Here is an 18,744-nt window from a genome sequence, read left to right on the forward strand (position 1 = left end):
CTTTATCAGTTTTCGTTTCTTAGAGATAAGCCAAGGTCAGCCAGTTTTACTTTTACTTCCTCTAGCGATTTACGGCCCAAATTGCGAACTTTCATCATATCGTCTTCGGATTTATCAGCAAGTTCCTGTACTGTATTGATTCCAGCGCGTTTTAAACAATTATATGAACGAACAGACAAGTCTAATTCTTCAATAGTCATTTCAAGCACTTTCTCTTTATGGCTTTCTTCTTTTTCAATCATAATTTCAGCTTTTTGTGCTTCATCTGTCAAGTTAACGAAGATACTTAAGTGCTCAGAAAGAATTTTAGCTCCAAGTGAAACTGCTTCTTCTGGGCTGATACTTCCGTCAGTCAACACATCAAACGTAAGCTTATCATAATTAGTTAATTGTCCAACACGTGTATTTTCCACTTGATAGTTCACGCGGATAACCGGTGAAAAGATTGAATCAACCGGAAGCACACCAATTGGCATATTTTCGCGTTTATTTTGATCAGCAGGTGTATAACCACGACCACGAGTAGCATTTAAACGCACATGAAATTTAGCATTATCACTTAATGTAGCAATGTGTAAGTCGGGATTTAAAATCTCAACGTCGCTGTCATAATTAATGTCAGCTGCAGTCACTACACCAGGACCTTGCATATCGATTTCTAATGTTTTTTCTTCATCAGAATAGATTTTTAACGCAAGTTTTTTAATATTTAAAATCATGGTTGTTACATCTTCTACTACACCTTCAATTACAGAAAACTCATGTAAAGCTCCATCAATTTGGATAGAGGTTACTGCTGCACCTGGAAGAGAAGATAATAGAATACGACGTAAGGAGTTACCCAAAGTTGTACCATATCCACGCTCAAGTGGCTCTACAACAAACTTTCCATACTTGGCATCATCGCTGATCTCAATCGTCTCGATTTTTGGCTTTTCAATTTCGATCATTCAAATTTACCCTCCTTCAAAACGTCTAGAATATCAGTCTTTATGTCAAACTCTCTGCCTTGATAGTTAAGACAGTAAAAATCTACTATTGGCAAAAGAAAACGACCACTTATACGCGACGACGTTTTGGAGGACGACATCCGTTATGTGGAACTGGAGTTACATCTTTAATAGCTGTTACTTCAAGACCAGCTGCTTGTAGTGCACGGATAGCCGCTTCACGACCTGAACCAGGACCTTTAACAGTTACTTCTAATGTTTTTAAACCATGTTCTTGTGCTGATTTAGCTGCACTTTCAGCTGCCATTTGCGCTGCGAAAGGAGTAGATTTACGAGAACCTTTAAACCCTAGAGAACCTGCACTTGACCAAGCTAAAGCATTACCATGTGTGTCAGTAATCATTACGATCGTATTATTAAATGTAGAACGAATGTGTGCAATACCAGATTCGATATTCTTTTTCACACGGCGTTTACGAGTATTTGTTTTACGAGCCATTCACTAACTACCTCCTTTACTATTATTTCTTTTTGCCTGCTACTGTTTTGGACGGGCCTTTACGAGTACGGGCATTATTTTTTGTATTTTGTCCGCGAACTGGAAGTCCACGACGGTGACGCATGCCACGGTAAGAACCGATTTCAATTAGACGTTTAATGTTTAAGTTTACTTCACGACGAAGGTCACCTTCAACTTTAATACGGTCTAAGATTTCGCGGATTTTACCTAGCTCTTCCTCAGTTAAATCACGAGTACGAGTATCTTCAGAAACACCAGCTTCAGCAAGAACTTTGCTAGCTGTTTGTTTACCGATACCATAAATGTAAGTCAGGGAAATAACAATACGTTTTTCACGTGGAACGTCCACACCTGCAATACGTGCCATTTACTTAAGCACCTCCTCTTATCCTTGTTTTTGTTTATGTTTTGGATTTTCACAAATTACCATTACTTTACCTTTACGACGAATAACTTTACATTTTTCGCACATAGGTTTCACTGATGGTCTTACTTTCATATAGATATACCTCCTTGTTTATTAGAGAAAATGTCTCTATAAACCGATAATTTCTAAGCTGGGCGAACCAGACCGGTATATAAATTCAATTTCGGAGTGCAAATTATTTAAAACGATAAGTAATTCTTCCGCGTGTCAGGTCGTATGGAGAAAGCTCTACTGTCACTTTATCTCCGGGTAAAATACGAATGTAGTGCATGCGGATTTTACCTGAAACAGTTGCCAGTACTTTATGACCATTTTCGAGTTCAACATTGAACATCGCGTTTGGTAGAGTTTCTTGCACAACGCCTTCTACTTCAATAACATCTTCCTTTGCCATATGTTTGCTACCTCCTTCTTGTATTCTTGGATTTGTTCCTGATGCAGGCCTAATCCTTTCAGTGTAACTATTTCTCTTACATGAAAAAACGTAAAACATGCAAAAATGGATGCACTTCTTTAAAAGGCAACACAATTTCGCCAGCTTTTCAGACAACCTGTAAAAGTGAAATCCGTAAAACCAGAAGAACTGTCACACGCAAAAGCATTGCGGCTGAGCAGGTCAGGGTAGAACATATACGTCATTCGGATGATCTTCAAACGGTTCTCTCGTTCATCATGATTTGCTTAGATGCCTTTATTCCACTGCCAATTATCCATTATACTACAAATCATATCAATTTGCACGCATTGATTTTGACGGTGGTTTCAGCACAGCTTACCCCTCAAAAAGAAGCAAGAATTTTTTCCACATCTACAAAAACGTCTTTAATATCTTGCTCGCCGTTTATGCTGTGAAGTTTACCTTTTTCAGAGTAAAAATCAAGAAGCGGCTTGGTCTGTTTCATATTGACATTCAGACGATTTTCAACGGTTTCTTTCTTGTCATCTTCGCGTTGGTAAAGTTCTCCACCATCTAAATCACATTTCCCAGCCACTTTTGGCGGGTTGTAAATTTCGTGGTAAGTTTTACCGCAAGTACGGCAAATCCAGCGACCAGTAAGACGTTTCATTAAAACATCTTTTTCGACATCAATGTTAATGACAGCATCAAGTTCTGTACCTAAATCACTTAGAATATTTCCAAGCTCTTTTGCTTGTTCCACTGTACGCGGAAAACCATCAAGCAAGAAGCCATTCTTAGCATCATCTTCGGCTAAACGTTCACGAACGATACCATTTGTAACTTCATCAGGAACTAGGTCGCCATTATCCATAAAGGATTTAGCTTTTTTTCCTAATTCTGTATTATTTTTCATAGCTGCTCGGAACATATCTCCCGTGGAAATATGAGGAATGTTGTATTTCTCAACAATCTGTTCCGCTTGTGTGCCTTTTCCGGCGCCGGGCAGTCCCATTAATACTAATTTCAACTGTTTCGCCCCTTATTACGCGCTAGCTCCTGCTAGGAAACCCTAACAAGAACTGCGTGTTATTTGATAAATCCCCGATAGTTCCTTTTTACAAGTTGTCCTTCAAGTTGTTTCGTAGTATCTAATGCTACCCCGATAACAATTAGTAGGCTTGTACCACCAACGGCAAGTGACTGCGGCAAACTAAACACAGTAGTACCGATAGTTGGAAGTATAGCAACCGCTGAAAGGAAAATTGCACCAACAAATGTTAATCGATAAAGTACCGATGTAAGATAAGCTTGTGTTTCCCGACCAGGACGTTTACTAGGAATATACCCACCTTGCTTTTTCAAGTTATCTGCAACTTTCTCAGGGTTTACTTGAATGAAAGCATAGAAATAAGTGAAAGCAACAATTAGTGCAACATATAAAATCATACCAATTGGTTTAGTGTAATCAAACACATCTTTCAATACTTTTACTACATCATTACTTTGATCAAAGAAAGTAAGAATAGTTTGTGGTGTAATAATAAATGCACTTGCAAAGATAACTGGGATAACTCCGGCAGAGTTAAGTTTCAACGGCAAATGAGTTGCTTGCGCGCCCGATTGTTTTGCTCCTGCTACACGTTTAGAGTATTGAATTGGAATTTTGCGCAGTGCTTGTTGGAAGAAGATAACAGCTACAACAATAGCTAAAATCGCAACCGCGACACCGGCAAGAGTTAATATGTGTAGGAAAAGTTGATCACCAGCGTTTTCAATTTGCGAAACGTATAATTGACGTGCTCCATCAGGGATACGTGCAACGATACCAGCAAAGATAATGATGGAAACACCATTACCAACGCCTTTAACAGTGATTTGCTCACCTAACCACATTAAGAACATTGTACCTGTGGTTAGAACAATCGCGATAATGGCATATCTACCAATAGATGGTTCAATAACCAAACCAGCAGATGACATGCGGTTAAATCCGTATGCCATACCAAATGCTTCGACTAAACCAAGACCTATCGTCATGTATCGAGTAAGTTGATTGAGTTTTTTACGACCCATTTCCCCTTGTTTCGACCACTCAGTTAGCTTTGGAACAACATCCATTTGAAGCAACTGAACAATAATGGAAGATGTAATGTAAGGCATTACACCCATGGCAAAAATTGAGAAGTTTTTTAACGCCCCACCATTAAATGTGTTTAAAAACCCCAAAATACCGCCATCCATACTAGATTGCAATGCTGCAGCGTTAACTCCCGGTACTGGCACAAACGTACCAATACGGAAAATAACTAGCATTGCTAACGTAAATAGTATTTTTTTTCGGATGTCCGCTACTTTGAAGAAGTTAACTAACGTTTGAAACATTAGATCACCTCAGTTTTTCCGCCAGCCGCTTCAATTGCTTCTTTAGCAGCTGCAGAGAATTTGTTCGCTTTCACAGTAAGTTTTTTCTCGATTTTACCATCTGATAAAATCTTGATTCCAGATTTTTCGTTACGAATTATTCCAGTTTCAATTAAAAGTTCTGGTGTTACTTCTGTACCATCTTCAAAGCGGTTTAAAACATCTAAGTTCACGATTGCAAATTCTTTACGGTTGATATTTGTGAATCCACGTTTTGGAATACGACGGAAAAGTGGAAGTTGTCCACCTTCAAAGCCTAAACGTACGCCACCACCAGAACGAGCTTTTTGTCCTTTATGACCGCGTCCTGAAGTTTTGCCGTTACCAGAGCCTGTTCCACGACCAACACGATTACGTTCTTTACGAGAACCTTCTGAAGGCTTAAGTTCATGTAGTTTCATGTCAAGCACCTCCTCCTATTTAACAAATTCTATCAATTACATATTATTATATTAAGCTTAAACTTCTTTGACGTCCACTAAATGACTTACTTTAGTGATCATCCCACGAATTGCAGGATTATCTTCTTTAACCACTACAGAATTTGTTTTACCAAGACCTAATGCTTGAACAGTTTTGCGTTGTGGTTGAGGGCGTCCGATTAAGCTACGTTTTAAAGTGATTTCTAACTTCGCCATAACGATAATTCCCTCCTTATCCTAACAATTCTTCTACTGTTTTGCCGCGAAGTTTCGCAACATCTTCAGCGTTTTTAAGTTGTTTAATTCCGTCGATTGTAGCACGTACCATGTTAATTGGTGTATTAGATCCAAGCGATTTGGAAGATACATCAGCAACACCGGCAAGTTCTAGGACCGCACGAACGGGACCACCAGCAGTTACACCAGAACCGGCACTAGCAGGTTTAAGAAGAATTTCTCCGCCACCAAAATGTCCGACTACAGTGTGTGGAATAGTTGTATCTACAGTAGGTACAAGCACCATGTTCTTTTTAGCATCCTCAACAGCTTTACGGATTGCATCTGGAACTTCTTGTGCTTTACCAGTACCGAAACCAACATGACCATTTTTGTCTCCAACAACAACAAGTGCTGTGAAACGGAAACGACGTCCACCTTTAACTACTTTAGCAACACGGTTGATTGTAACAACGCGTTCTTCTAAATCTAATTTGTTTCCATCAATTTGCTCAGGCATGTAATATGTCCCTCCTTCTTATTAAAATTCTAGTCCATTTTCGCGAGCTGCTTCAGCAAGAGCTTTTACGCGGCCATGATATAAGTATCCTCCACGGTCAAAAGTGACAGAAGTAATACCTTTTTCGGAAGCACGTTTAGCAACTAGTTCGCCAACTTTGCTTGCTGCATCAACTTTTGATTCAGCAGAACCGAAATCTTTATCTAAATTAGACGCACTTGCAAGTGTCACACCATTTACATCATCAATAATTTGAGCATAAATGTTTTTGTTTGAACGGAATACGTTTAAACGTGGACGACTTTCAGTTCCAGAAATCTTAGAACGAACACGAGCATGTCTTTTTTTACGTACTTTATTTTTGTCGATTTTGGTAATCACACGACTCACCTCTTCTCTCATTTGCCTAATTAAGCGGCATTATTTACCAGTTTTACCTTCTTTACGGCGTACATGTTCGCCTTCGTAACGAATACCTTTACCTTTATATGGCTCTGGTGGACGTACGGCACGAATGTTTGCAGCTAATTCTCCAACGTGTTCTTTGTTGTATCCTTTAACAATCACTTGTGTGTTTGCAGGAACTTCAATTTCTACGCCTTTCGGAGCAACAAATTCTACTGGATGAGAGTACCCTACGTTAAGAACAAGCTTGTCGCCTTGTTTTTGTGCACGGTAACCAACACCGATAAGTTCTAATTTCTTTTCATAACCCTCGGAAACTCCGACAACCATGTTATTTAAAATAGCACGGGTTGTACCATGAAGCGCGCGGTGGTTTTTATTATCAGTCGGGCGAGAAACGTTAATTTCGTTGCCTTCAATATTGATAGTAATTTCTGGGTTGAACTCTTTTACAAGTTCACCTTTAGGACCTTTAACTGTTGCTGTTGATCCATTAAGTGTAACTGTTACACCTGCAGGAATCACAATAGTTTTTTTACCTATACGGGACATTTATTGCACCTCCTTATGGTTTACTTTTTCTTACCAAACGTATGCTAGTACTTCTCCGCCGACTTGTTTAGCACGGGCTTCTTTGTCGGTTAAAACACCTTGGGAAGTAGACACGATTGCGATACCAAGACCATTAAGGACTTTAGGCACCTCATTTGATTTTGCATATACACGCAAACCTGGTTTACTAATACGTTTTAAACCAGTGATTACACGTTCGCCAGTCGCTCCATATTTCAAGAAAACACGGATTGTTCCAGCATTGTCATCTTCAATATATTCAACGTCACGGATAAAACCTTCACGCTTCAATATTTCAGCAATTTCTTTTTTGATTTTGGATGCAGGCAGTTCTAATTTATCATGTTTAACCATGTTTGCATTACGAATGCGAGTTAGAAAATCTGCAATTGGATCTGTCATCACCATGTATAATACCCTCCTTCCTTAAACTCTTTCTTACCAGCTTGCTTTTTTCACGCCGGGAATTTGACCTTTATAGGCAAGTTCACGGAAACAAATACGGCATAATTTAAATTTGCGAATAACGGAATGTGGACGACCACAACGTTCACAACGAGTATATGCTTGAACAGCGTATTTTGGTGTGCGTTTTTGCTTCGCGATCATTGATTTCTTAGCCACGTTTACGCCTCCCTACTAAAATTAATTTTGATTACTTTTGAAATGGCATCCCTAGTTGAGTAAGTAACTCATGAGATTCTTCATCACTTTTGGCAGTTGTAACGATTACTACGTCCATACCGCGCACTTTTGATACTTGATCGTAATCAATTTCAGGGAAAATAAGTTGCTCTCTTACACCCAACGTATAGTTACCACGGCCATCGAAAGCTTTTTTCGATACACCACGGAAGTCACGAACACGTGGAAGTGAAACAGTAACTAATTTATCTAAGAAATCATACATGCGTTCACCACGTAAAGTTACTTTAGCACCGATTGGCATTCCTTCACGAAGACGGAAACCAGCGATAGAATTTTTTGCTTTTGTAATTACAGGTTTTTGACCAGTGATAAGAGCTAACTCCTCAACTGCACTGTCTAAAACTTTTGCATTTGCTGTAGCGTCACCAACACCAGTGTTGATTACGATTTTATCTATTTTTGGAACCTCCATTACGGAGTCATAATTGAATTTGCTCATTAAAGCAGGAACAATTTCCTTAAGATATTGATCTTTAAGGCGATTCATGTAATATTCCCTCCTTCCTACGACTATTATTTATCTATTACTTCACCGGATTTTTTTGCTACGCGTACTTTCTTATCGCCTTTAACTTCGTAGCCTACACGAGTAGGTTCGCCTGTTTTAGGGTCAATTAGCATTACGTTTGAAACATGGATTGGTGCTTCAACATTCAAGATTCCGCCTTGCGGGTTGATGTTGGAAGGTTTTGTATGTTTTTTAACCATATTAATTCCTTCAATAAGTACGCGGTCCTTTTTCGGAAATGCTGCGAGCACTTTGCCGGATTTGCCTTTATCTTTACCAGTAATAACTTTTACTTTATCACCTTTTTTGACATGCATTGGTATAGCACCTCCTTGATTTCTTGGAACTTATTTTTTAAAGAACTTCTGGAGCTAAAGAAACGATCTTCATAAAGTTGTTTTCACGAAGTTCGCGAGCAACAGGTCCAAAAATACGTGTTCCACGAGGACTTTTATCGTCACGGATAATGACACATGCATTTTCATCAAACTTGATGTAAGAACCGTCTTGACGACGTGCTCCACTCTTAGTACGAACGATTACTGCTTTAACAACTTCACCTTTTTTGACAACGCCGCCTGGTGTTGCTTGTTTAACGGTACACACGACAACATCACCAATGTTAGCAGTTTTGCGTCCTGATCCACCTAGCACTTTAATTGTTAACACTTCACGTGCGCCAGAGTTATCAGCCACTTTCATACGACTTTCTTGTTGAATCATTAGGACACCCTCCTTCCAGAATAACGGGTCGGAAAAATTGCACTCGGCAACTCTTCACAATCTATTTTTAACTTTTGATTTAGATAATTACTGCTTCTTCTACAACTTCTAGTAAACGGAAATGTTTAGTTGCAGACAATGGACGAGTTTCGGAAATACGAACTACATCGCCAGTTTTTGCAATGTTATTTTCATCATGCGCTTTGAATTTTTTAGAATACTTCACGCGTTTACCGTACAAACCATGTTTCTTGTACGTTTCAACAACCACGGTAATTGTTTTATCCATTTTGTCGGATACAACACGACCAGTATAAACTTTACGTTGGTTACGGTCAGCCATGTATTAAAACCTCCTTACGATTCTTTTTTAAGCAAGTTCTCTTTCCCTGACGATTGTTTTCATACGGGCAATTGCTTTACGAACCTCACGAATACGTGCGGTGTTTTCTAATTGACCAGTAGCTAATTGAAAGCGCAGGTTGAAGAGCTCTTCTTTCAAAGCTTTTTCTTGATCTTGGATTTCGGTAGTGGATAAATCACGGATATCATTAGCTTTCATTTGCTTCACCACCAATTTCTTCACGTTTAACGATCTTAGTTTTGACCGGCAGTTTATGTGCTGCTAGACGTAATGCTTCACGCGCTACATCTTCAGGTACACCTGCGATTTCAAACATAATTTTGCCACGTTTAACTGGGCTTACCCAACCTTCCGGAGCACCTTTACCTTTACCCATCCGAACCCCGATTGGTTTAGAAGTGTAAGATTTATGAGGGAAAATTTTAATCCAAACTTTACCGCCACGTTTCATGTAACGAGTCATTGCGATACGAGCTGCTTCGATTTGACGGTTTGTAATCCAAGAAGCTTCAACTGCTTGAAGACCGTATTCACCAAATGCAACTTCAGTTCCGCCTTTCGCGCGTCCACGCATGTTTCCGCGGAATTCACGACGGTATTTTACACGTTTAGGAACTAACATTATTATTTTCCTCCTTCCACATTGTTTTTCTTCGTAGGAAGGACTTCACCACGGTAGATCCAGACTTTTACGCCTAATTTACCATAAGTTGTGTCAGCTTCTTCCCATGCGTAGTCGATATCGGCACGCAATGTATGAAGAGGTACTGTTCCTTCGCTATAGTGTTCAGCACGAGCGATATCCGCTCCGCCAAGACGACCAGATACTTGAGTTTTGATACCTTTTGCTCCAGCACGCATAGTACGTTGGATAGCTTGTTTTTGCGCACGACGGAAAGATACACGACCTTCCAATTGACGAGCGATATTTTCAGCAACCAATTTTGCGTCTAGGTCAGCACGTTTAATTTCTACGATGTTGATATGAACACGTTTTTGAGTAAGTTCGTTTAAGTTTTTGCGTAATGCTTCAACTTCTGAACCACCTTTACCGATAACCATACCAGGTTTAGCAGTATGAATAGTGATATTCACACGGTTAGCTGCACGTTCGATTTCTACACGAGAAACAGAAGCGTCAGATAGACGTTTTGCAACATAATCACGGATGCGTAAATCTTCATGTAAGAAGTCCGCATAATCTTTTTCCGCGTACCATTTGGAGTCCCAATCACGGATGACACCGATACGCATACCTATTGGATGTACTTTTTGACCCACGAATTATCCCTCCTTCACTTCAGATACCACAACTGTAATGTGGCTAGTACGTTTGTTAATTGCACTTGCACGACCTTGTGCACGTGGACGGAAACGTTTAAGTGTTGGACCTTCGTCAACAAATGCTTCCTCTACTACAAGGTTGTTAATGTCTAAATCATAGTTATGCTCTGCGTTAGCAATAGCGGATTTTAATACTTTTTCAATAATTGGGGAAGCTGATCTTGGAGTATACTTCAAGATTGCAATTGCTTCGCCAACTTGCTTGCCTCGAATTAAATCAATGACGATTCTAGCTTTGCGAGGAGCAATACGAACCGTTTTGGCAACGGCTTTTGCGCTTGTAACTTCACTTGCCATTAGGATATCCTCCTCTCAAATTAGCGTTTAGTTTTTTTATCGTCGCCCGCATGACCGCGGTACGTACGAGTTGGTGCGAATTCGCCCAGTTTGTGTCCTACCATATCTTCTTGAACATAAACAGGAACGTGTTTACGTCCATCATATACTGCGATTGTTTGTCCAACAAAAGTTGGGAAAATCGTGGAGCGACGAGACCAAGTTTTAATAACTTGTTTCTTTTCGCTTTCTGCTGCTGCTTCCACTTTCTTCATCAAGTGGTCATCAACAAAAGGTCCTTTTTTCAAACTACGACCCATGACGGAACCTCCCTTCGCATAGTCAGGAAGCTGAGAACGCATGTCCTCGCTATCCTGCTACCAATTTTATTCAATCTATTAATCCGATTATTTTTTCTTACGACGACGCACGATAAATTTATCGGAGTTGTTATTTTTCTTACGTGTTTTGTATCCAAGAGTTGGTTTACCCCATGGAGACATTGGCGATTTACGGCCGATTGGAGCTTTACCTTCACCACCACCGTGTGGGTGATCGTTCGGGTTCATTACAGATCCACGAACAGTTGGGCGTTTACCCATCCAACGTGAACGACCTGCTTTACCGATGTTGATAAGTTCGTGTTGTTCATTACCAACTTGACCGATTGTAGCGCGACAAGTGGAAAGGATCATACGAACTTCACCAGAGTTTAAGCGGATTAATACGTATTTGCCTTCTTTACCAAGCACTTGAGCACTTGTTCCAGCTGAACGTACTAATTGACCACCTTTACCAGGTTTCATTTCGATATTGTGGATAACAGTACCCACTGGAATATCTTTTAATTCTAGTGCATTACCGATTTTGATGTCGGCTTCTGCTCCTGAATAAATTGTTTGACCTACTTCAAGGCCTTTTGCTGCGATGATGTAGCGTTTTTCTCCATCAGCATAGTTGATTAAAGCAATATTAGCAGAACGGTTTGGATCGTACTCGATCGTTGCAACGCGTCCTGGAATACCATCTTTGTTACGTTTGAAATCAATCACGCGGTATTGGCGTTTATGGCCACCGCCGTGATGACGAACAGTTAACTTACCTTGGTTATTGCGTCCGGCTTTCTTTTTAAGAGGACGTAGTAAAGATTTTTCTGGAGTACTTGTAGTAATCTCAGCAAAATCTGAACTAGTCATATGCCGGCGCCCGTTTGTGGTAGGTTTATACTTTTTGATCGCCATTGTTTCCCCTCCTCGTTAGATTTATTTAAAGTTAGTCGAATTATACTTCAAAGAATTGAATTTCTTTGCTGTCAGCTGTAACAGTAACAATCGCTTTACGGCGTTTGTTAGTGTAACCTGCATAACGGCCCATACGTTTCAGTTTACCTTTGTAATTCATTACGTTTACTTTAGCAACTTTTACGTCGAAAATTTCTTCAATTGCGTATTTTACTTGCGTTTTAGTTGCGCGAGTATCTACTTCAAATGTATATTTCTTATCGTCGAGAATGCTTGTAGATTCTTCAGTTACAACTGGGCGCTTAATGATGTCGCGTGCATCCATTATGCGAGCACCTCCTCTACTTTTTCGACAGCTGCTTTAGTGATAATTAACTTATCATGTTTAGCAACTTCTAGTACTGAGATACTTTCAGCTGGAATAACTGTAATGCCTTGTAAGTTGCGTGCAGATAATTCTACATTTTCACTTTCACCAGCAACTACGATTAGTGCCTTAGTATCTACAGAGATATTTTTAAGAAAAGCCGCAAATTCTTTTGTTTTAGGAGCATCGAAAGTTAAACCTTCAAGTACAACTAATTTTTCTTCATTTACTTTAGAAGAAAGAATTGATTTAATCGCTAAACGACGAACTTTCTTAGGTAACTTGTAAGCATATGAACGAGGTGTTGGGCCGAATACGACACCACCGCCACGCCATTGTGGGGAACGGATTGAACCTTGACGGGCACGACCTGTACCTTTTTGACGCCATGGTTTACGTCCGCCACCACGTACTTCTGAACGATTTTTCACTTTATGAGTCCCTTGACGTAGGGATGCACGTTGGCTCAAAATCACATCAACAACAACTTTTTCATTTGGTTCGATACCGAAAACAGTGTCGTTTAAAGTAATTTCGCCAGCGTTTGTTCCATCTTGTTTAAGTAAGCTTAATTTTGGCATTCGTTAGTCCTCCTTTCCAAATAAATTATTTTGCTTTAGTAGCAGTTTTAATTTGAACTAATGCTTTTTTAGCGCCTGGAACGTTTCCTTTTACTAAAAGAACGTTCTTTTCAACGTCTACTTTAACGATTTCTAGGTTTTGGATAGTGATTTGTTCCCCACCCATACGACCTGGAAGTAGTTTATTTTTGAAAACACGGTTAGGTGCTACTGGACCCATTGAACCTGGGCGACGATGGTAACGGGAACCATGGGCCATAGGGCCGCGTGATTGTCCGTGGCGTTTAATAACACCTTGGAATCCTTTACCTTTCGATACGCCTGTCGCGTCGATGATGTCACCTTCTGCGAATACGTCTACTTTTACTTCTGAACCAATCTCATACTCGTCTAAGTTTACATCGCGGAATTCGCGAATGAAGCGCTTAGGAGTAGTATTGGCTTTTGCTACATGACCTTGTTCGGGTTTGTTTGACAATTTTGCTCTCTTATCTTCGAAACCAATTTGTACAGCTTCGTAGCCATCAGTTTCAACAGTTTTCTTTTGAAGTACCACGTTTTGTGCTGCTTCGATAACTGTTACTGGAATAAGTTCGCCGTTTTCAGTGAAAACTTGTGTCATCCCTACTTTTCTACCTAAGATTCCTTTGGTCATGAGTCACACCTCCTGTTAATTTAATATATTCTTATTATAGTTTGATTTCGATGTCCACACCGCTTGGTAAGTCTAAACGCATCAAGCTATCAACTGTTTGTGGTGTTGGATTAACGATGTCGATTAAACGTTTGTGTGTACGCATTTCGAATTGCTCACGAGAATCTTTATATTTGTGGACCGCACGTAAGACTGTGTAGATTGACTTCTCTGTTGGAAGTGGAATCGGACCAGATACGGAAGCACCTGAGCGTTTCGCTGTTTCTACAATCTTTTCTGCTGATTGATCCAAAATACGGTGATCATACGCTTTTAAACGAATACGAATTTTTTGTTTTGCCATTACTTTCCCTCCTTTTCGCCTACTTTTAAAGTAGACATTCTCCGTGAAAATTACCTGAACATCCGCCATGGCAAAGCGGCCGGGTGTGTCAGCAACCTTTCACTTCATCACATGGGCATTCCCGGCAATACCGGGGTGCTCGTTGCCAAAAGGGCAGACCAATGCCTATCCATTTGCACTTTATCTATTATACACGGGTTAGGTATAGTAATCAACCGCTTTTCAAAAAAAGTTTTAAGTTATTTTTATCGGAGCTATTATATAGAAGAAATAAGAGATGAGTATAGTGAAAAATAGCTCTAGATAAGAATTTTACCCCACACAAAAAAAAAAAAAAAAAAAAAACCCGTTAAAAATCCGGATGTTTTTATGTTGTTCGCAATACTATCAAACCTATCGTTAAAAGAACCATTACGAGACCAGCAATCAAATCACCTATATGCCAGTGCGATATTCGATAACGAGTTCTTCCCTCGCCGCCTCGATATCCTCTTGCTTCCATTGCATCAGCTAATTCTTCTGCCCGATTAAAAGAACTGACGAATAGCGGAATAAAAATTGGGACTACAACTTTCATTTGTTCGAATAAATTGCCCTCACCAAAGTCCACACCACGCGCACGCTGAGCTTTCATAATCTTGTCTGTTTCACCCATAAGTGTCGGTATAAAACGCAGCGCTACCGAGATCATTAACGCAATGTCATTCACCGGCACTTTTAAGACGGCGAAAGGTCGAAGGATATACGCAATTGCATCAGTTAAATTCATTGGTGTTGTAGTTAATGTGATTACTGTCGACATCATAATAATTAGTACAAATCGTAAAAATACAAATATCCCATTTAAAAGACCAAATGATGAGATCGTAAACGGACCCCAGTCAAAGAAAATTGTACCGCCACTTGTAAATAAAATTTGCATAACCACCGTAAATAAAATTAACCAAATTAACGGCTTAACACCTTTAATGAATACTTTTAATTTAATTCCAGTCATTTGAATAACCATTAGCGTGAACAGAACCATTAAAGCATATGTCCACCAGTTATTCGCCAAAAATAAAATACCAATATAATAAAAGCCTGCGAGTAGCTTTGTTCGAGCATCAAGACCATGAATCAAGGACTCCCCTGGAACAAAACGACCTAATATTAATTTTTCTATCATCCAAAGAAGCCCCCTTTATTCAAACCAATTGCTGAAGTGCAACACTCACTGCCATCAAGATTGTCAAAGTTGCATTAATCAACACAAAGTTGCGAATTCCAATGACAAACGTTTTTGACTTCACTTGCTCTTTATTGAATTGAACTAAATTGCGATAAACTGGATAGGCTACCAGCAGCGAAAGCAGCATGATAGGATGCAAGAAACCAACTATAACCGAAACTATTACTGCTACAAATGATGCATAATACAAACCGTTAAATAAAACGATGCCCATTTTTCTACCTATATAATAAGGAAGTGTGTAACGATGGTTTCGAATATCTTCGTCTAAATCACACAAATTATTCGCCAACATGATATTCGCAATCGTGAAAATACACGGTAAGGATACCACACCTATTCGAATGATTTCTATTAAATTGAACTGAATAGTTATCATTTCTCCTTGCCACAGTAAATTAGCAATTCCAGCATCATAGGCGTTGACATAAACAGCAAGAAAGAAAATCCCAAATCCCATCGTTACTCCGGAAAAAATTTCACCGAGCGGCATACGAGAAAGCGGTACTGGACCAAATGTATATAGAATCCCTATACAAAAACAAACAAAGCCGATTAAAAGCACGAGTAAATCAGTCCGAACAACTAGCCACACACCTAATCCTGTTGCGATAAAAAACATTAGAAAAATTGTGATGATAACTGTTCGTTCAGAAATCCGCTCTTGTCCAATAACATTACTCGTCGTCCGATAATCGTAATCATGATTATCTGTCGCTTTGCGGTAATCCATATAATTATTTATTGCCGTTGTCGTCAAATCAAATATTAACATAGAACCAAAAAATATTAGTGTATTAACGGGTTTGAACAAATCGTATTGATAGACAACAAACAGTGTTCCTAACATAAACGGGAATACGCTAGCAATCTTAGTTTGGATTTCCACTAATTTTAGAAAAGACGGAATCGACATAATCCCTTTTTAACCCCTTTCTGACATAAAGTGAGCAGGTTCAAGAAAAATCCCGCCCACTTTCTTCTATATTAAATAGTTTTATTTCAATGTGTCCATTTCGAAATTTTTATCTGTTAATTCGAATTGCCCTTTCAATCCGGATGTTTCGTATACTTTCTTATCTTTACTAATGAAAATTGCGTCTACACCTTTGAATTGCTCGATGTAGTCCATTCCTCCTTTAATCCCTTTGGAGAAGGTAGCAGTGGATAAACCGTCGCCGTCGATTGATTTTTTAGACACTATGGAAACACCCGCGATGTCGTTGTCGAACGGATAACCTGTTTTCGGATCTAAAATATGGTGATAGGTTTTTCCGTCCACTTCTAAATAGCGTTCATAAATACCCGACGTAACAATCGACATGTTAGATTCTGGAAGTTTCCCAATCACACTACCGCGTGGGGAAAACGGATCTTGAATACCAACATTCCATTTGTTGCCATTGGGGTTATTCCCCTGAACGTAAATATTTCCACCTAAATCAATAATCGAAGTCGTTACTTTATTCTCTTTAAATACTTTTAGTGTTTCATCCGTAATGTAACCTTTAGCAATCGCCCCTAAATCTAGTTCCATTCCTTCTTTTTCAAGATAAACTGTTTTGTCTTTGTCGTTCATTGTAACATCTTTGTAGTTAATTAAAGGTAAAACTGCATCGATTTCTGCTTGCGAAGGTTTGCGTGCATCAGAAAAACCAATATGCCATAAAGAAGTTAGCGGACCAATAGTAATATCAAAGCTACCGCCAGAATTCTCCGAGTACTTAAGACCTTCTTGAATTAAGTAGTAGATATCATCTGAAACTTTTACTGGTTTCTTCCCAGCTTGTTCATTAATTTTATCTACTTCGGATGTTTTTCCGGAATCACTTGTAGTAATTTTAGCAGCTAGTTCTTTAATTCGATCAAAACCTTTATCAAGAACTGCTTCTTTGTCTTTATCGTAAATCTTTAGTGTAACAACTGTTCCCATAAGGAAGTCCGTTTTTGAGTATGGTTGATCCATTAAGTTTTTCGAATCGCTTGGTTCTTTCGTCGTTTCCTCTTTGGTGTTTCCGCAAGCCGACACAATAAGCGCCAACATCATTATTGAAAGTATCATTTTCCATTTTTTCATTAGCTTTTACACCTTTCTAATCATGATCTTTACTTGAATAACTATAGCGTAATTACAGGAATAAATCTACAGTAAAATGGGGTAATTCCTTGTTTTTCGATAAAAAAATCGGCTAGCCCAAAAATATGGGCCAGCCAGTTTGTACGTTTCTTTGCGAAATTTATTCAGCTTCTACTAGGTTGTACACTTTGATTGTATCAGTGTCGCCATTTTGAGCGGCATTTTCAAGTTGTGCAGCGTAGATTTTGAATTGGTTAGAAGATTCAGTAGCACCAGAAACCGTGTCTACTTCACCAGCGTTTTGTTTGTCTACAAGAGATTTGTTAAGTGCTGGGATATATTCTTGTGGACCAGTACCAGATTTAGCTTTCATATTTTTCTCATAGTCAGCATCGTCCGTTTTAAGTTTGCCATCTTTGTCTACATAGTTATAGTCAGATTTAGTGATTTTACCATCTTTTACTTCCATGTTGAAGACTGCGCGGTAACCATGTGCGTAATTTTGTTCTTCTAATTTGTAAGTTCCATCTTCCATTTTAGCTAAGTTGTTGATGGAGATTGTAGTTGTATCAGCTTTTTGAGCCGCTTGGATTAATTGGTTAGCATAGTTGATGAAAGCGTCAGAAGAATGAGTTGCTCCTGAAACTACTTCTACCGATGCAGCTGCTTGATTTTTAACTAAAGAATCACTTAGTTGTTTCAAGTATTCTTGAGGACCAGTTCCTACTTTGTCTTTCATTGCTTTTTCGTAGTCTGCATCTTCAGATTTTAATTTACCATCTTTATTTTTGTAATCGTAGTTAGCTTTTGTAATTTTGCCATCTTTCACTTCGATAGACATAAATGCTTTCCAGCCATTGTCATCGTAATTTTTTTCTTCTAATTTGTAAGTACCGTCAGTCATAGTACCGTCAGTTTTTGCTGTTTTCTTTGTTTCTGTTTGCTTTGTGTCTGTGTCCTTCTTATCTTTGCTGCTGTCGTCGTTACTACCGCAACCTACTAGTAATAAACTTGAAGCCATTACTACGGTAATACCCATTGCTACTTTTTTCAATTTCATATTTGCTCCCACCTTTTGTTTTATTAAAACGTTGATTGTGATAACGTGAACACAAACGGATAGTCTGCGAAAGCGATATCACTTTTACAATACAAATGATACCATCAGCGCTCGCTTTTGTCTACTGTAATTCTAAAGACATAATTTATCTAATTTTCTAAATAATGACTATTGATGGATAAAGCAGTAGTAAAACCATCATTTCTCAGGCAAATTGCAAACAAAAATGTCGAAAAACCTAGATAAAACAAGGACTTTATAACTGCTTAATTTTATCTTATTTGCATAAAGTCCTATTTTTCACTTTTTAGATTAGAATTGTTCTATAGTATCTAGACATTAGTAGTAGGTTTCTGTTAAACTATGATAGGTTATATTAATACTGTGGGGAATTTTGGACTCATTTTATTTT

At 38.9% G+C, this 18,744-nt stretch carries 32 protein-coding genes; all 32 read right to left on the minus strand.

The window, feature by feature from the left end; genetic code table 11:
• Positions 1-5: 5 nt before the first annotated feature.
• Positions 6-950, minus strand: coding sequence for a DNA-directed RNA polymerase subunit alpha (locus CKV67_RS13195; protein ID WP_003720925.1), 945 nt, complete (start codon positions 948-950; stop codon positions 6-8).
• Between the two features lie 109 nt (positions 951-1,059).
• Positions 1,060-1,449 (minus strand): 30S ribosomal protein S11, encoded by a 390-nt coding sequence (rpsK, locus tag CKV67_RS13200; protein ID WP_003720926.1) that lies wholly within the window; start codon positions 1,447-1,449, stop codon positions 1,060-1,062.
• A gap of 22 nt (positions 1,450-1,471) precedes the next feature.
• Positions 1,472-1,837: a 30S ribosomal protein S13 gene (gene rpsM / locus CKV67_RS13205; RefSeq protein WP_003720927.1), complete on the minus strand. Its 366-nt coding sequence runs from the start codon at positions 1,835-1,837 to the stop codon at positions 1,472-1,474.
• An 18-nt stretch (positions 1,838-1,855) separates the two neighbouring features.
• Positions 1,856-1,969 (minus strand): 50S ribosomal protein L36, encoded by a 114-nt coding sequence (gene rpmJ, locus CKV67_RS13210; RefSeq protein WP_003720928.1) that lies wholly within the window; start codon positions 1,967-1,969, stop codon positions 1,856-1,858.
• A 103-nt stretch (positions 1,970-2,072) separates the two neighbouring features.
• Positions 2,073-2,291, minus strand: a complete 219-nt coding sequence (gene infA, locus CKV67_RS13215) for a translation initiation factor IF-1 (RefSeq protein WP_003720929.1) — start codon at positions 2,289-2,291, stop codon at positions 2,073-2,075.
• A gap of 385 nt (positions 2,292-2,676) precedes the next feature.
• Complete coding sequence (locus CKV67_RS13225) at positions 2,677-3,324, minus strand: adenylate kinase (protein WP_014093809.1); 648 nt, start codon at positions 3,322-3,324, stop codon at positions 2,677-2,679.
• A 59-nt stretch (positions 3,325-3,383) separates the two neighbouring features.
• On the minus strand, positions 3,384-4,679 hold the full coding sequence (gene secY, locus CKV67_RS13230; protein ID WP_014093810.1) for a preprotein translocase subunit SecY: 1,296 nt from the start codon (positions 4,677-4,679) through the stop codon (positions 3,384-3,386).
• Positions 4,679-5,119 carry a 50S ribosomal protein L15 gene (gene rplO, locus CKV67_RS13235; RefSeq protein ID WP_014093811.1) on the minus strand — a complete coding sequence of 147 codons (441 nt, stop codon included), beginning with the start codon at positions 5,117-5,119 and terminating at the stop codon, positions 4,679-4,681. The genes secY and rplO overlap by 1 nt, the downstream gene beginning before the upstream one ends.
• A 57-nt stretch (positions 5,120-5,176) precedes the next feature.
• Positions 5,177-5,356 carry a 50S ribosomal protein L30 gene (gene rpmD / locus CKV67_RS13240; protein WP_003720933.1) on the minus strand — a complete coding sequence of 60 codons (180 nt, stop codon included), beginning with the start codon at positions 5,354-5,356 and terminating at the stop codon, positions 5,177-5,179.
• 16 nt (positions 5,357-5,372) lie between these two features.
• Positions 5,373-5,876 (minus strand): 30S ribosomal protein S5, encoded by a 504-nt coding sequence (gene rpsE / locus CKV67_RS13245; RefSeq protein ID WP_003723681.1) that lies wholly within the window; start codon positions 5,874-5,876, stop codon positions 5,373-5,375.
• A gap of 21 nt (positions 5,877-5,897) precedes the next feature.
• The gene (gene rplR, locus CKV67_RS13250) at positions 5,898-6,257 is read right to left on the minus strand and encodes a 50S ribosomal protein L18 (protein WP_003739848.1); all 360 of its coding nucleotides are present in this window, start codon (positions 6,255-6,257) and stop codon (positions 5,898-5,900) included.
• Positions 6,258-6,296: 39 nt separating this feature from the next.
• Positions 6,297-6,833: a 50S ribosomal protein L6 gene (rplF, locus tag CKV67_RS13255; protein WP_003749693.1), complete on the minus strand. Its 537-nt coding sequence runs from the start codon at positions 6,831-6,833 to the stop codon at positions 6,297-6,299.
• A 30-nt stretch (positions 6,834-6,863) separates the two neighbouring features.
• Positions 6,864-7,262, minus strand: a complete 399-nt coding sequence (gene rpsH / locus CKV67_RS13260) for a 30S ribosomal protein S8 (RefSeq protein ID WP_014093812.1) — start codon at positions 7,260-7,262, stop codon at positions 6,864-6,866.
• Between the two features lie 30 nt (positions 7,263-7,292).
• Positions 7,293-7,478: a type Z 30S ribosomal protein S14 gene (locus tag CKV67_RS13265; RefSeq protein ID WP_003723684.1), complete on the minus strand. Its 186-nt coding sequence runs from the start codon at positions 7,476-7,478 to the stop codon at positions 7,293-7,295.
• A 31-nt stretch (positions 7,479-7,509) separates the two neighbouring features.
• Positions 7,510-8,049: a 50S ribosomal protein L5 gene (rplE, locus tag CKV67_RS13270; protein WP_003720938.1), complete on the minus strand. Its 540-nt coding sequence runs from the start codon at positions 8,047-8,049 to the stop codon at positions 7,510-7,512.
• A 26-nt stretch (positions 8,050-8,075) separates the two neighbouring features.
• Positions 8,076-8,387, minus strand: coding sequence for a 50S ribosomal protein L24 (rplX, locus tag CKV67_RS13275; protein WP_003720939.1), 312 nt, complete (start codon positions 8,385-8,387; stop codon positions 8,076-8,078).
• Between the two features lie 37 nt (positions 8,388-8,424).
• A complete protein-coding gene (gene rplN / locus CKV67_RS13280; RefSeq protein WP_003723686.1) occupies positions 8,425-8,793 on the minus strand; it encodes a 50S ribosomal protein L14 in 369 nt (122 codons plus the stop codon).
• A gap of 79 nt (positions 8,794-8,872) precedes the next feature.
• Entirely contained in the window at positions 8,873-9,136 is a 264-nt protein-coding gene (gene rpsQ / locus CKV67_RS13285) for a 30S ribosomal protein S17 (protein WP_003720941.1), read from the minus strand.
• Between the two features lie 27 nt (positions 9,137-9,163).
• A complete protein-coding gene (gene rpmC, locus CKV67_RS13290; protein WP_003720942.1) occupies positions 9,164-9,355 on the minus strand; it encodes a 50S ribosomal protein L29 in 192 nt (63 codons plus the stop codon).
• Entirely contained in the window at positions 9,345-9,779 is a 435-nt protein-coding gene (gene rplP, locus CKV67_RS13295; protein WP_003720943.1) for a 50S ribosomal protein L16, read from the minus strand. The genes rpmC and rplP overlap by 11 nt, the downstream gene beginning before the upstream one ends.
• A gap of 2 nt (positions 9,780-9,781) precedes the next feature.
• On the minus strand, positions 9,782-10,438 hold the full coding sequence (rpsC, locus tag CKV67_RS13300; RefSeq protein ID WP_003720944.1) for a 30S ribosomal protein S3: 657 nt from the start codon (positions 10,436-10,438) through the stop codon (positions 9,782-9,784).
• A 3-nt stretch (positions 10,439-10,441) separates the two neighbouring features.
• A complete protein-coding gene (gene rplV / locus CKV67_RS13305; protein ID WP_003727697.1) occupies positions 10,442-10,798 on the minus strand; it encodes a 50S ribosomal protein L22 in 357 nt (118 codons plus the stop codon).
• Between the two features lie 20 nt (positions 10,799-10,818).
• The gene (gene rpsS, locus CKV67_RS13310) at positions 10,819-11,097 is read right to left on the minus strand and encodes a 30S ribosomal protein S19 (RefSeq protein ID WP_003720946.1); all 279 of its coding nucleotides are present in this window, start codon (positions 11,095-11,097) and stop codon (positions 10,819-10,821) included.
• Between the two features lie 87 nt (positions 11,098-11,184).
• A complete protein-coding gene (gene rplB / locus CKV67_RS13315) occupies positions 11,185-12,018 on the minus strand; it encodes a 50S ribosomal protein L2 (protein ID WP_014093813.1) in 834 nt (277 codons plus the stop codon).
• Positions 12,019-12,058: 40 nt separating this feature from the next.
• Complete coding sequence (gene rplW / locus CKV67_RS13320; protein WP_003728540.1) at positions 12,059-12,343, minus strand: 50S ribosomal protein L23; 285 nt, start codon at positions 12,341-12,343, stop codon at positions 12,059-12,061.
• Positions 12,343-12,966, minus strand: coding sequence for a 50S ribosomal protein L4 (rplD, locus tag CKV67_RS13325; RefSeq protein ID WP_003727695.1), 624 nt, complete (start codon positions 12,964-12,966; stop codon positions 12,343-12,345). Before rplD ends, rplW begins: the two co-directional genes overlap by 1 nt.
• 25 nt (positions 12,967-12,991) lie before the next feature.
• A complete protein-coding gene (rplC, locus tag CKV67_RS13330) occupies positions 12,992-13,621 on the minus strand; it encodes a 50S ribosomal protein L3 (RefSeq protein ID WP_014093814.1) in 630 nt (209 codons plus the stop codon).
• A gap of 34 nt (positions 13,622-13,655) precedes the next feature.
• Entirely contained in the window at positions 13,656-13,964 is a 309-nt protein-coding gene (gene rpsJ, locus CKV67_RS13335) for a 30S ribosomal protein S10 (protein WP_003720954.1), read from the minus strand.
• Positions 13,965-14,331: 367 nt separating this feature from the next.
• Positions 14,332-15,132, minus strand: a complete 801-nt coding sequence (gene fmnA / locus CKV67_RS13345; protein WP_025280108.1) for an FAD export ECF transporter transmembrane subunit FmnA — start codon at positions 15,130-15,132, stop codon at positions 14,332-14,334.
• Between the two features lie 19 nt (positions 15,133-15,151).
• Positions 15,152-16,111, minus strand: a complete 960-nt coding sequence (menA, locus tag CKV67_RS13350) for a 1,4-dihydroxy-2-naphthoate polyprenyltransferase (RefSeq protein WP_014093816.1) — start codon at positions 16,109-16,111, stop codon at positions 15,152-15,154.
• 81 nt (positions 16,112-16,192) lie between these two features.
• The gene (locus CKV67_RS13355; protein WP_014093817.1) at positions 16,193-17,272 is read right to left on the minus strand and encodes an FAD:protein FMN transferase; all 1,080 of its coding nucleotides are present in this window, start codon (positions 17,270-17,272) and stop codon (positions 16,193-16,195) included.
• A gap of 160 nt (positions 17,273-17,432) precedes the next feature.
• A complete protein-coding gene (gene pplA / locus CKV67_RS13360) occupies positions 17,433-18,332 on the minus strand; it encodes an extracellular electron transfer flavoprotein PplA (RefSeq protein WP_014093818.1) in 900 nt (299 codons plus the stop codon).
• Positions 18,333-18,744 lie beyond the last annotated feature (412 nt).

It is taken from the genome of Listeria ivanovii subsp. ivanovii (assembly GCF_900187025.1).
GTDB classification, from domain to species: domain Bacteria; phylum Bacillota; class Bacilli; order Lactobacillales; family Listeriaceae; genus Listeria; species Listeria ivanovii.

Excerpts from the sequence above, each read along its gene's own strand:
- rplX (WP_003720939.1), bottom strand. The coding sequence starts at position 8,387 with ATGCATGTCAAAAAAGGTGATAAAGTAAAAGTTATTACTGGTAAAGAT.
- CKV67_RS13355 (WP_014093817.1), bottom strand. The coding sequence starts at position 17,272 with ATGAAAAAATGGAAAATGATACTTTCAATAATGATGTTGGCGCTTATT.
- rplB (WP_014093813.1), bottom strand. The coding sequence starts at position 12,018 with ATGGCGATCAAAAAGTATAAACCTACCACAAACGGGCGCCGGCATATG.
- rpmD (WP_003720933.1), bottom strand. The coding sequence starts at position 5,356 with ATGGCGAAGTTAGAAATCACTTTAAAACGTAGCTTAATCGGACGCCCT.
- rplC (WP_014093814.1), bottom strand. The coding sequence starts at position 13,621 with ATGACCAAAGGAATCTTAGGTAGAAAAGTAGGGATGACACAAGTTTTC.
- rpsH (WP_014093812.1), bottom strand. The coding sequence starts at position 7,262 with ATGGTGATGACAGATCCAATTGCAGATTTTCTAACTCGCATTCGTAAT.
- rplP (WP_003720943.1), bottom strand. The coding sequence starts at position 9,779 with ATGTTAGTTCCTAAACGTGTAAAATACCGTCGTGAATTCCGCGGAAAC.
- CKV67_RS13195 (WP_003720925.1), bottom strand. The coding sequence starts at position 950 with ATGATCGAAATTGAAAAGCCAAAAATCGAGACGATTGAGATCAGCGAT.
- rpsK (WP_003720926.1), bottom strand. The coding sequence starts at position 1,449 with ATGGCTCGTAAAACAAATACTCGTAAACGCCGTGTGAAAAAGAATATC.
- secY (WP_014093810.1), bottom strand. The coding sequence starts at position 4,679 with ATGTTTCAAACGTTAGTTAACTTCTTCAAAGTAGCGGACATCCGAAAA.
- fmnA (WP_025280108.1), bottom strand. The coding sequence starts at position 15,132 with ATGATAGAAAAATTAATATTAGGTCGTTTTGTTCCAGGGGAGTCCTTG.
- pplA (WP_014093818.1), bottom strand. The coding sequence starts at position 18,332 with ATGAAATTGAAAAAAGTAGCAATGGGTATTACCGTAGTAATGGCTTCA.
- rpsQ (WP_003720941.1), bottom strand. The coding sequence starts at position 9,136 with ATGGCTGACCGTAACCAACGTAAAGTTTATACTGGTCGTGTTGTATCC.
- rplO (WP_014093811.1), bottom strand. The coding sequence starts at position 5,119 with ATGAAACTACATGAACTTAAGCCTTCAGAAGGTTCTCGTAAAGAACGT.
- rplE (WP_003720938.1), bottom strand. The coding sequence starts at position 8,049 with ATGAATCGCCTTAAAGATCAATATCTTAAGGAAATTGTTCCTGCTTTA.
- rplD (WP_003727695.1), bottom strand. The coding sequence starts at position 12,966 with ATGCCAAAATTAAGCTTACTTAAACAAGATGGAACAAACGCTGGCGAA.
- rpmC (WP_003720942.1), bottom strand. The coding sequence starts at position 9,355 with ATGAAAGCTAATGATATCCGTGATTTATCCACTACCGAAATCCAAGAT.
- rplV (WP_003727697.1), bottom strand. The coding sequence starts at position 10,798 with ATGGCAAGTGAAGTTACAAGCGCAAAAGCCGTTGCCAAAACGGTTCGT.
- rplN (WP_003723686.1), bottom strand. The coding sequence starts at position 8,793 with ATGATTCAACAAGAAAGTCGTATGAAAGTGGCTGATAACTCTGGCGCA.
- rpsE (WP_003723681.1), bottom strand. The coding sequence starts at position 5,876 with ATGCCTGAGCAAATTGATGGAAACAAATTAGATTTAGAAGAACGCGTT.
- rplW (WP_003728540.1), bottom strand. The coding sequence starts at position 12,343 with ATGGATGCACGCGACATCATTAAGCGCCCAGTTGTAACTGAAGAATCT.
- rplF (WP_003749693.1), bottom strand. The coding sequence starts at position 6,833 with ATGTCCCGTATAGGTAAAAAAACTATTGTGATTCCTGCAGGTGTAACA.
- infA (WP_003720929.1), bottom strand. The coding sequence starts at position 2,291 with ATGGCAAAGGAAGATGTTATTGAAGTAGAAGGCGTTGTGCAAGAAACT.
- rpsM (WP_003720927.1), bottom strand. The coding sequence starts at position 1,837 with ATGGCACGTATTGCAGGTGTGGACGTTCCACGTGAAAAACGTATTGTT.
- rpsJ (WP_003720954.1), bottom strand. The coding sequence starts at position 13,964 with ATGGCAAAACAAAAAATTCGTATTCGTTTAAAAGCGTATGATCACCGT.
- rpsS (WP_003720946.1), bottom strand. The coding sequence starts at position 11,097 with ATGGGTCGTAGTTTGAAAAAAGGACCTTTTGTTGATGACCACTTGATG.
- rpmJ (WP_003720928.1), bottom strand. The coding sequence starts at position 1,969 with ATGAAAGTAAGACCATCAGTGAAACCTATGTGCGAAAAATGTAAAGTT.
- menA (WP_014093816.1), bottom strand. The coding sequence starts at position 16,111 with ATGTCGATTCCGTCTTTTCTAAAATTAGTGGAAATCCAAACTAAGATT.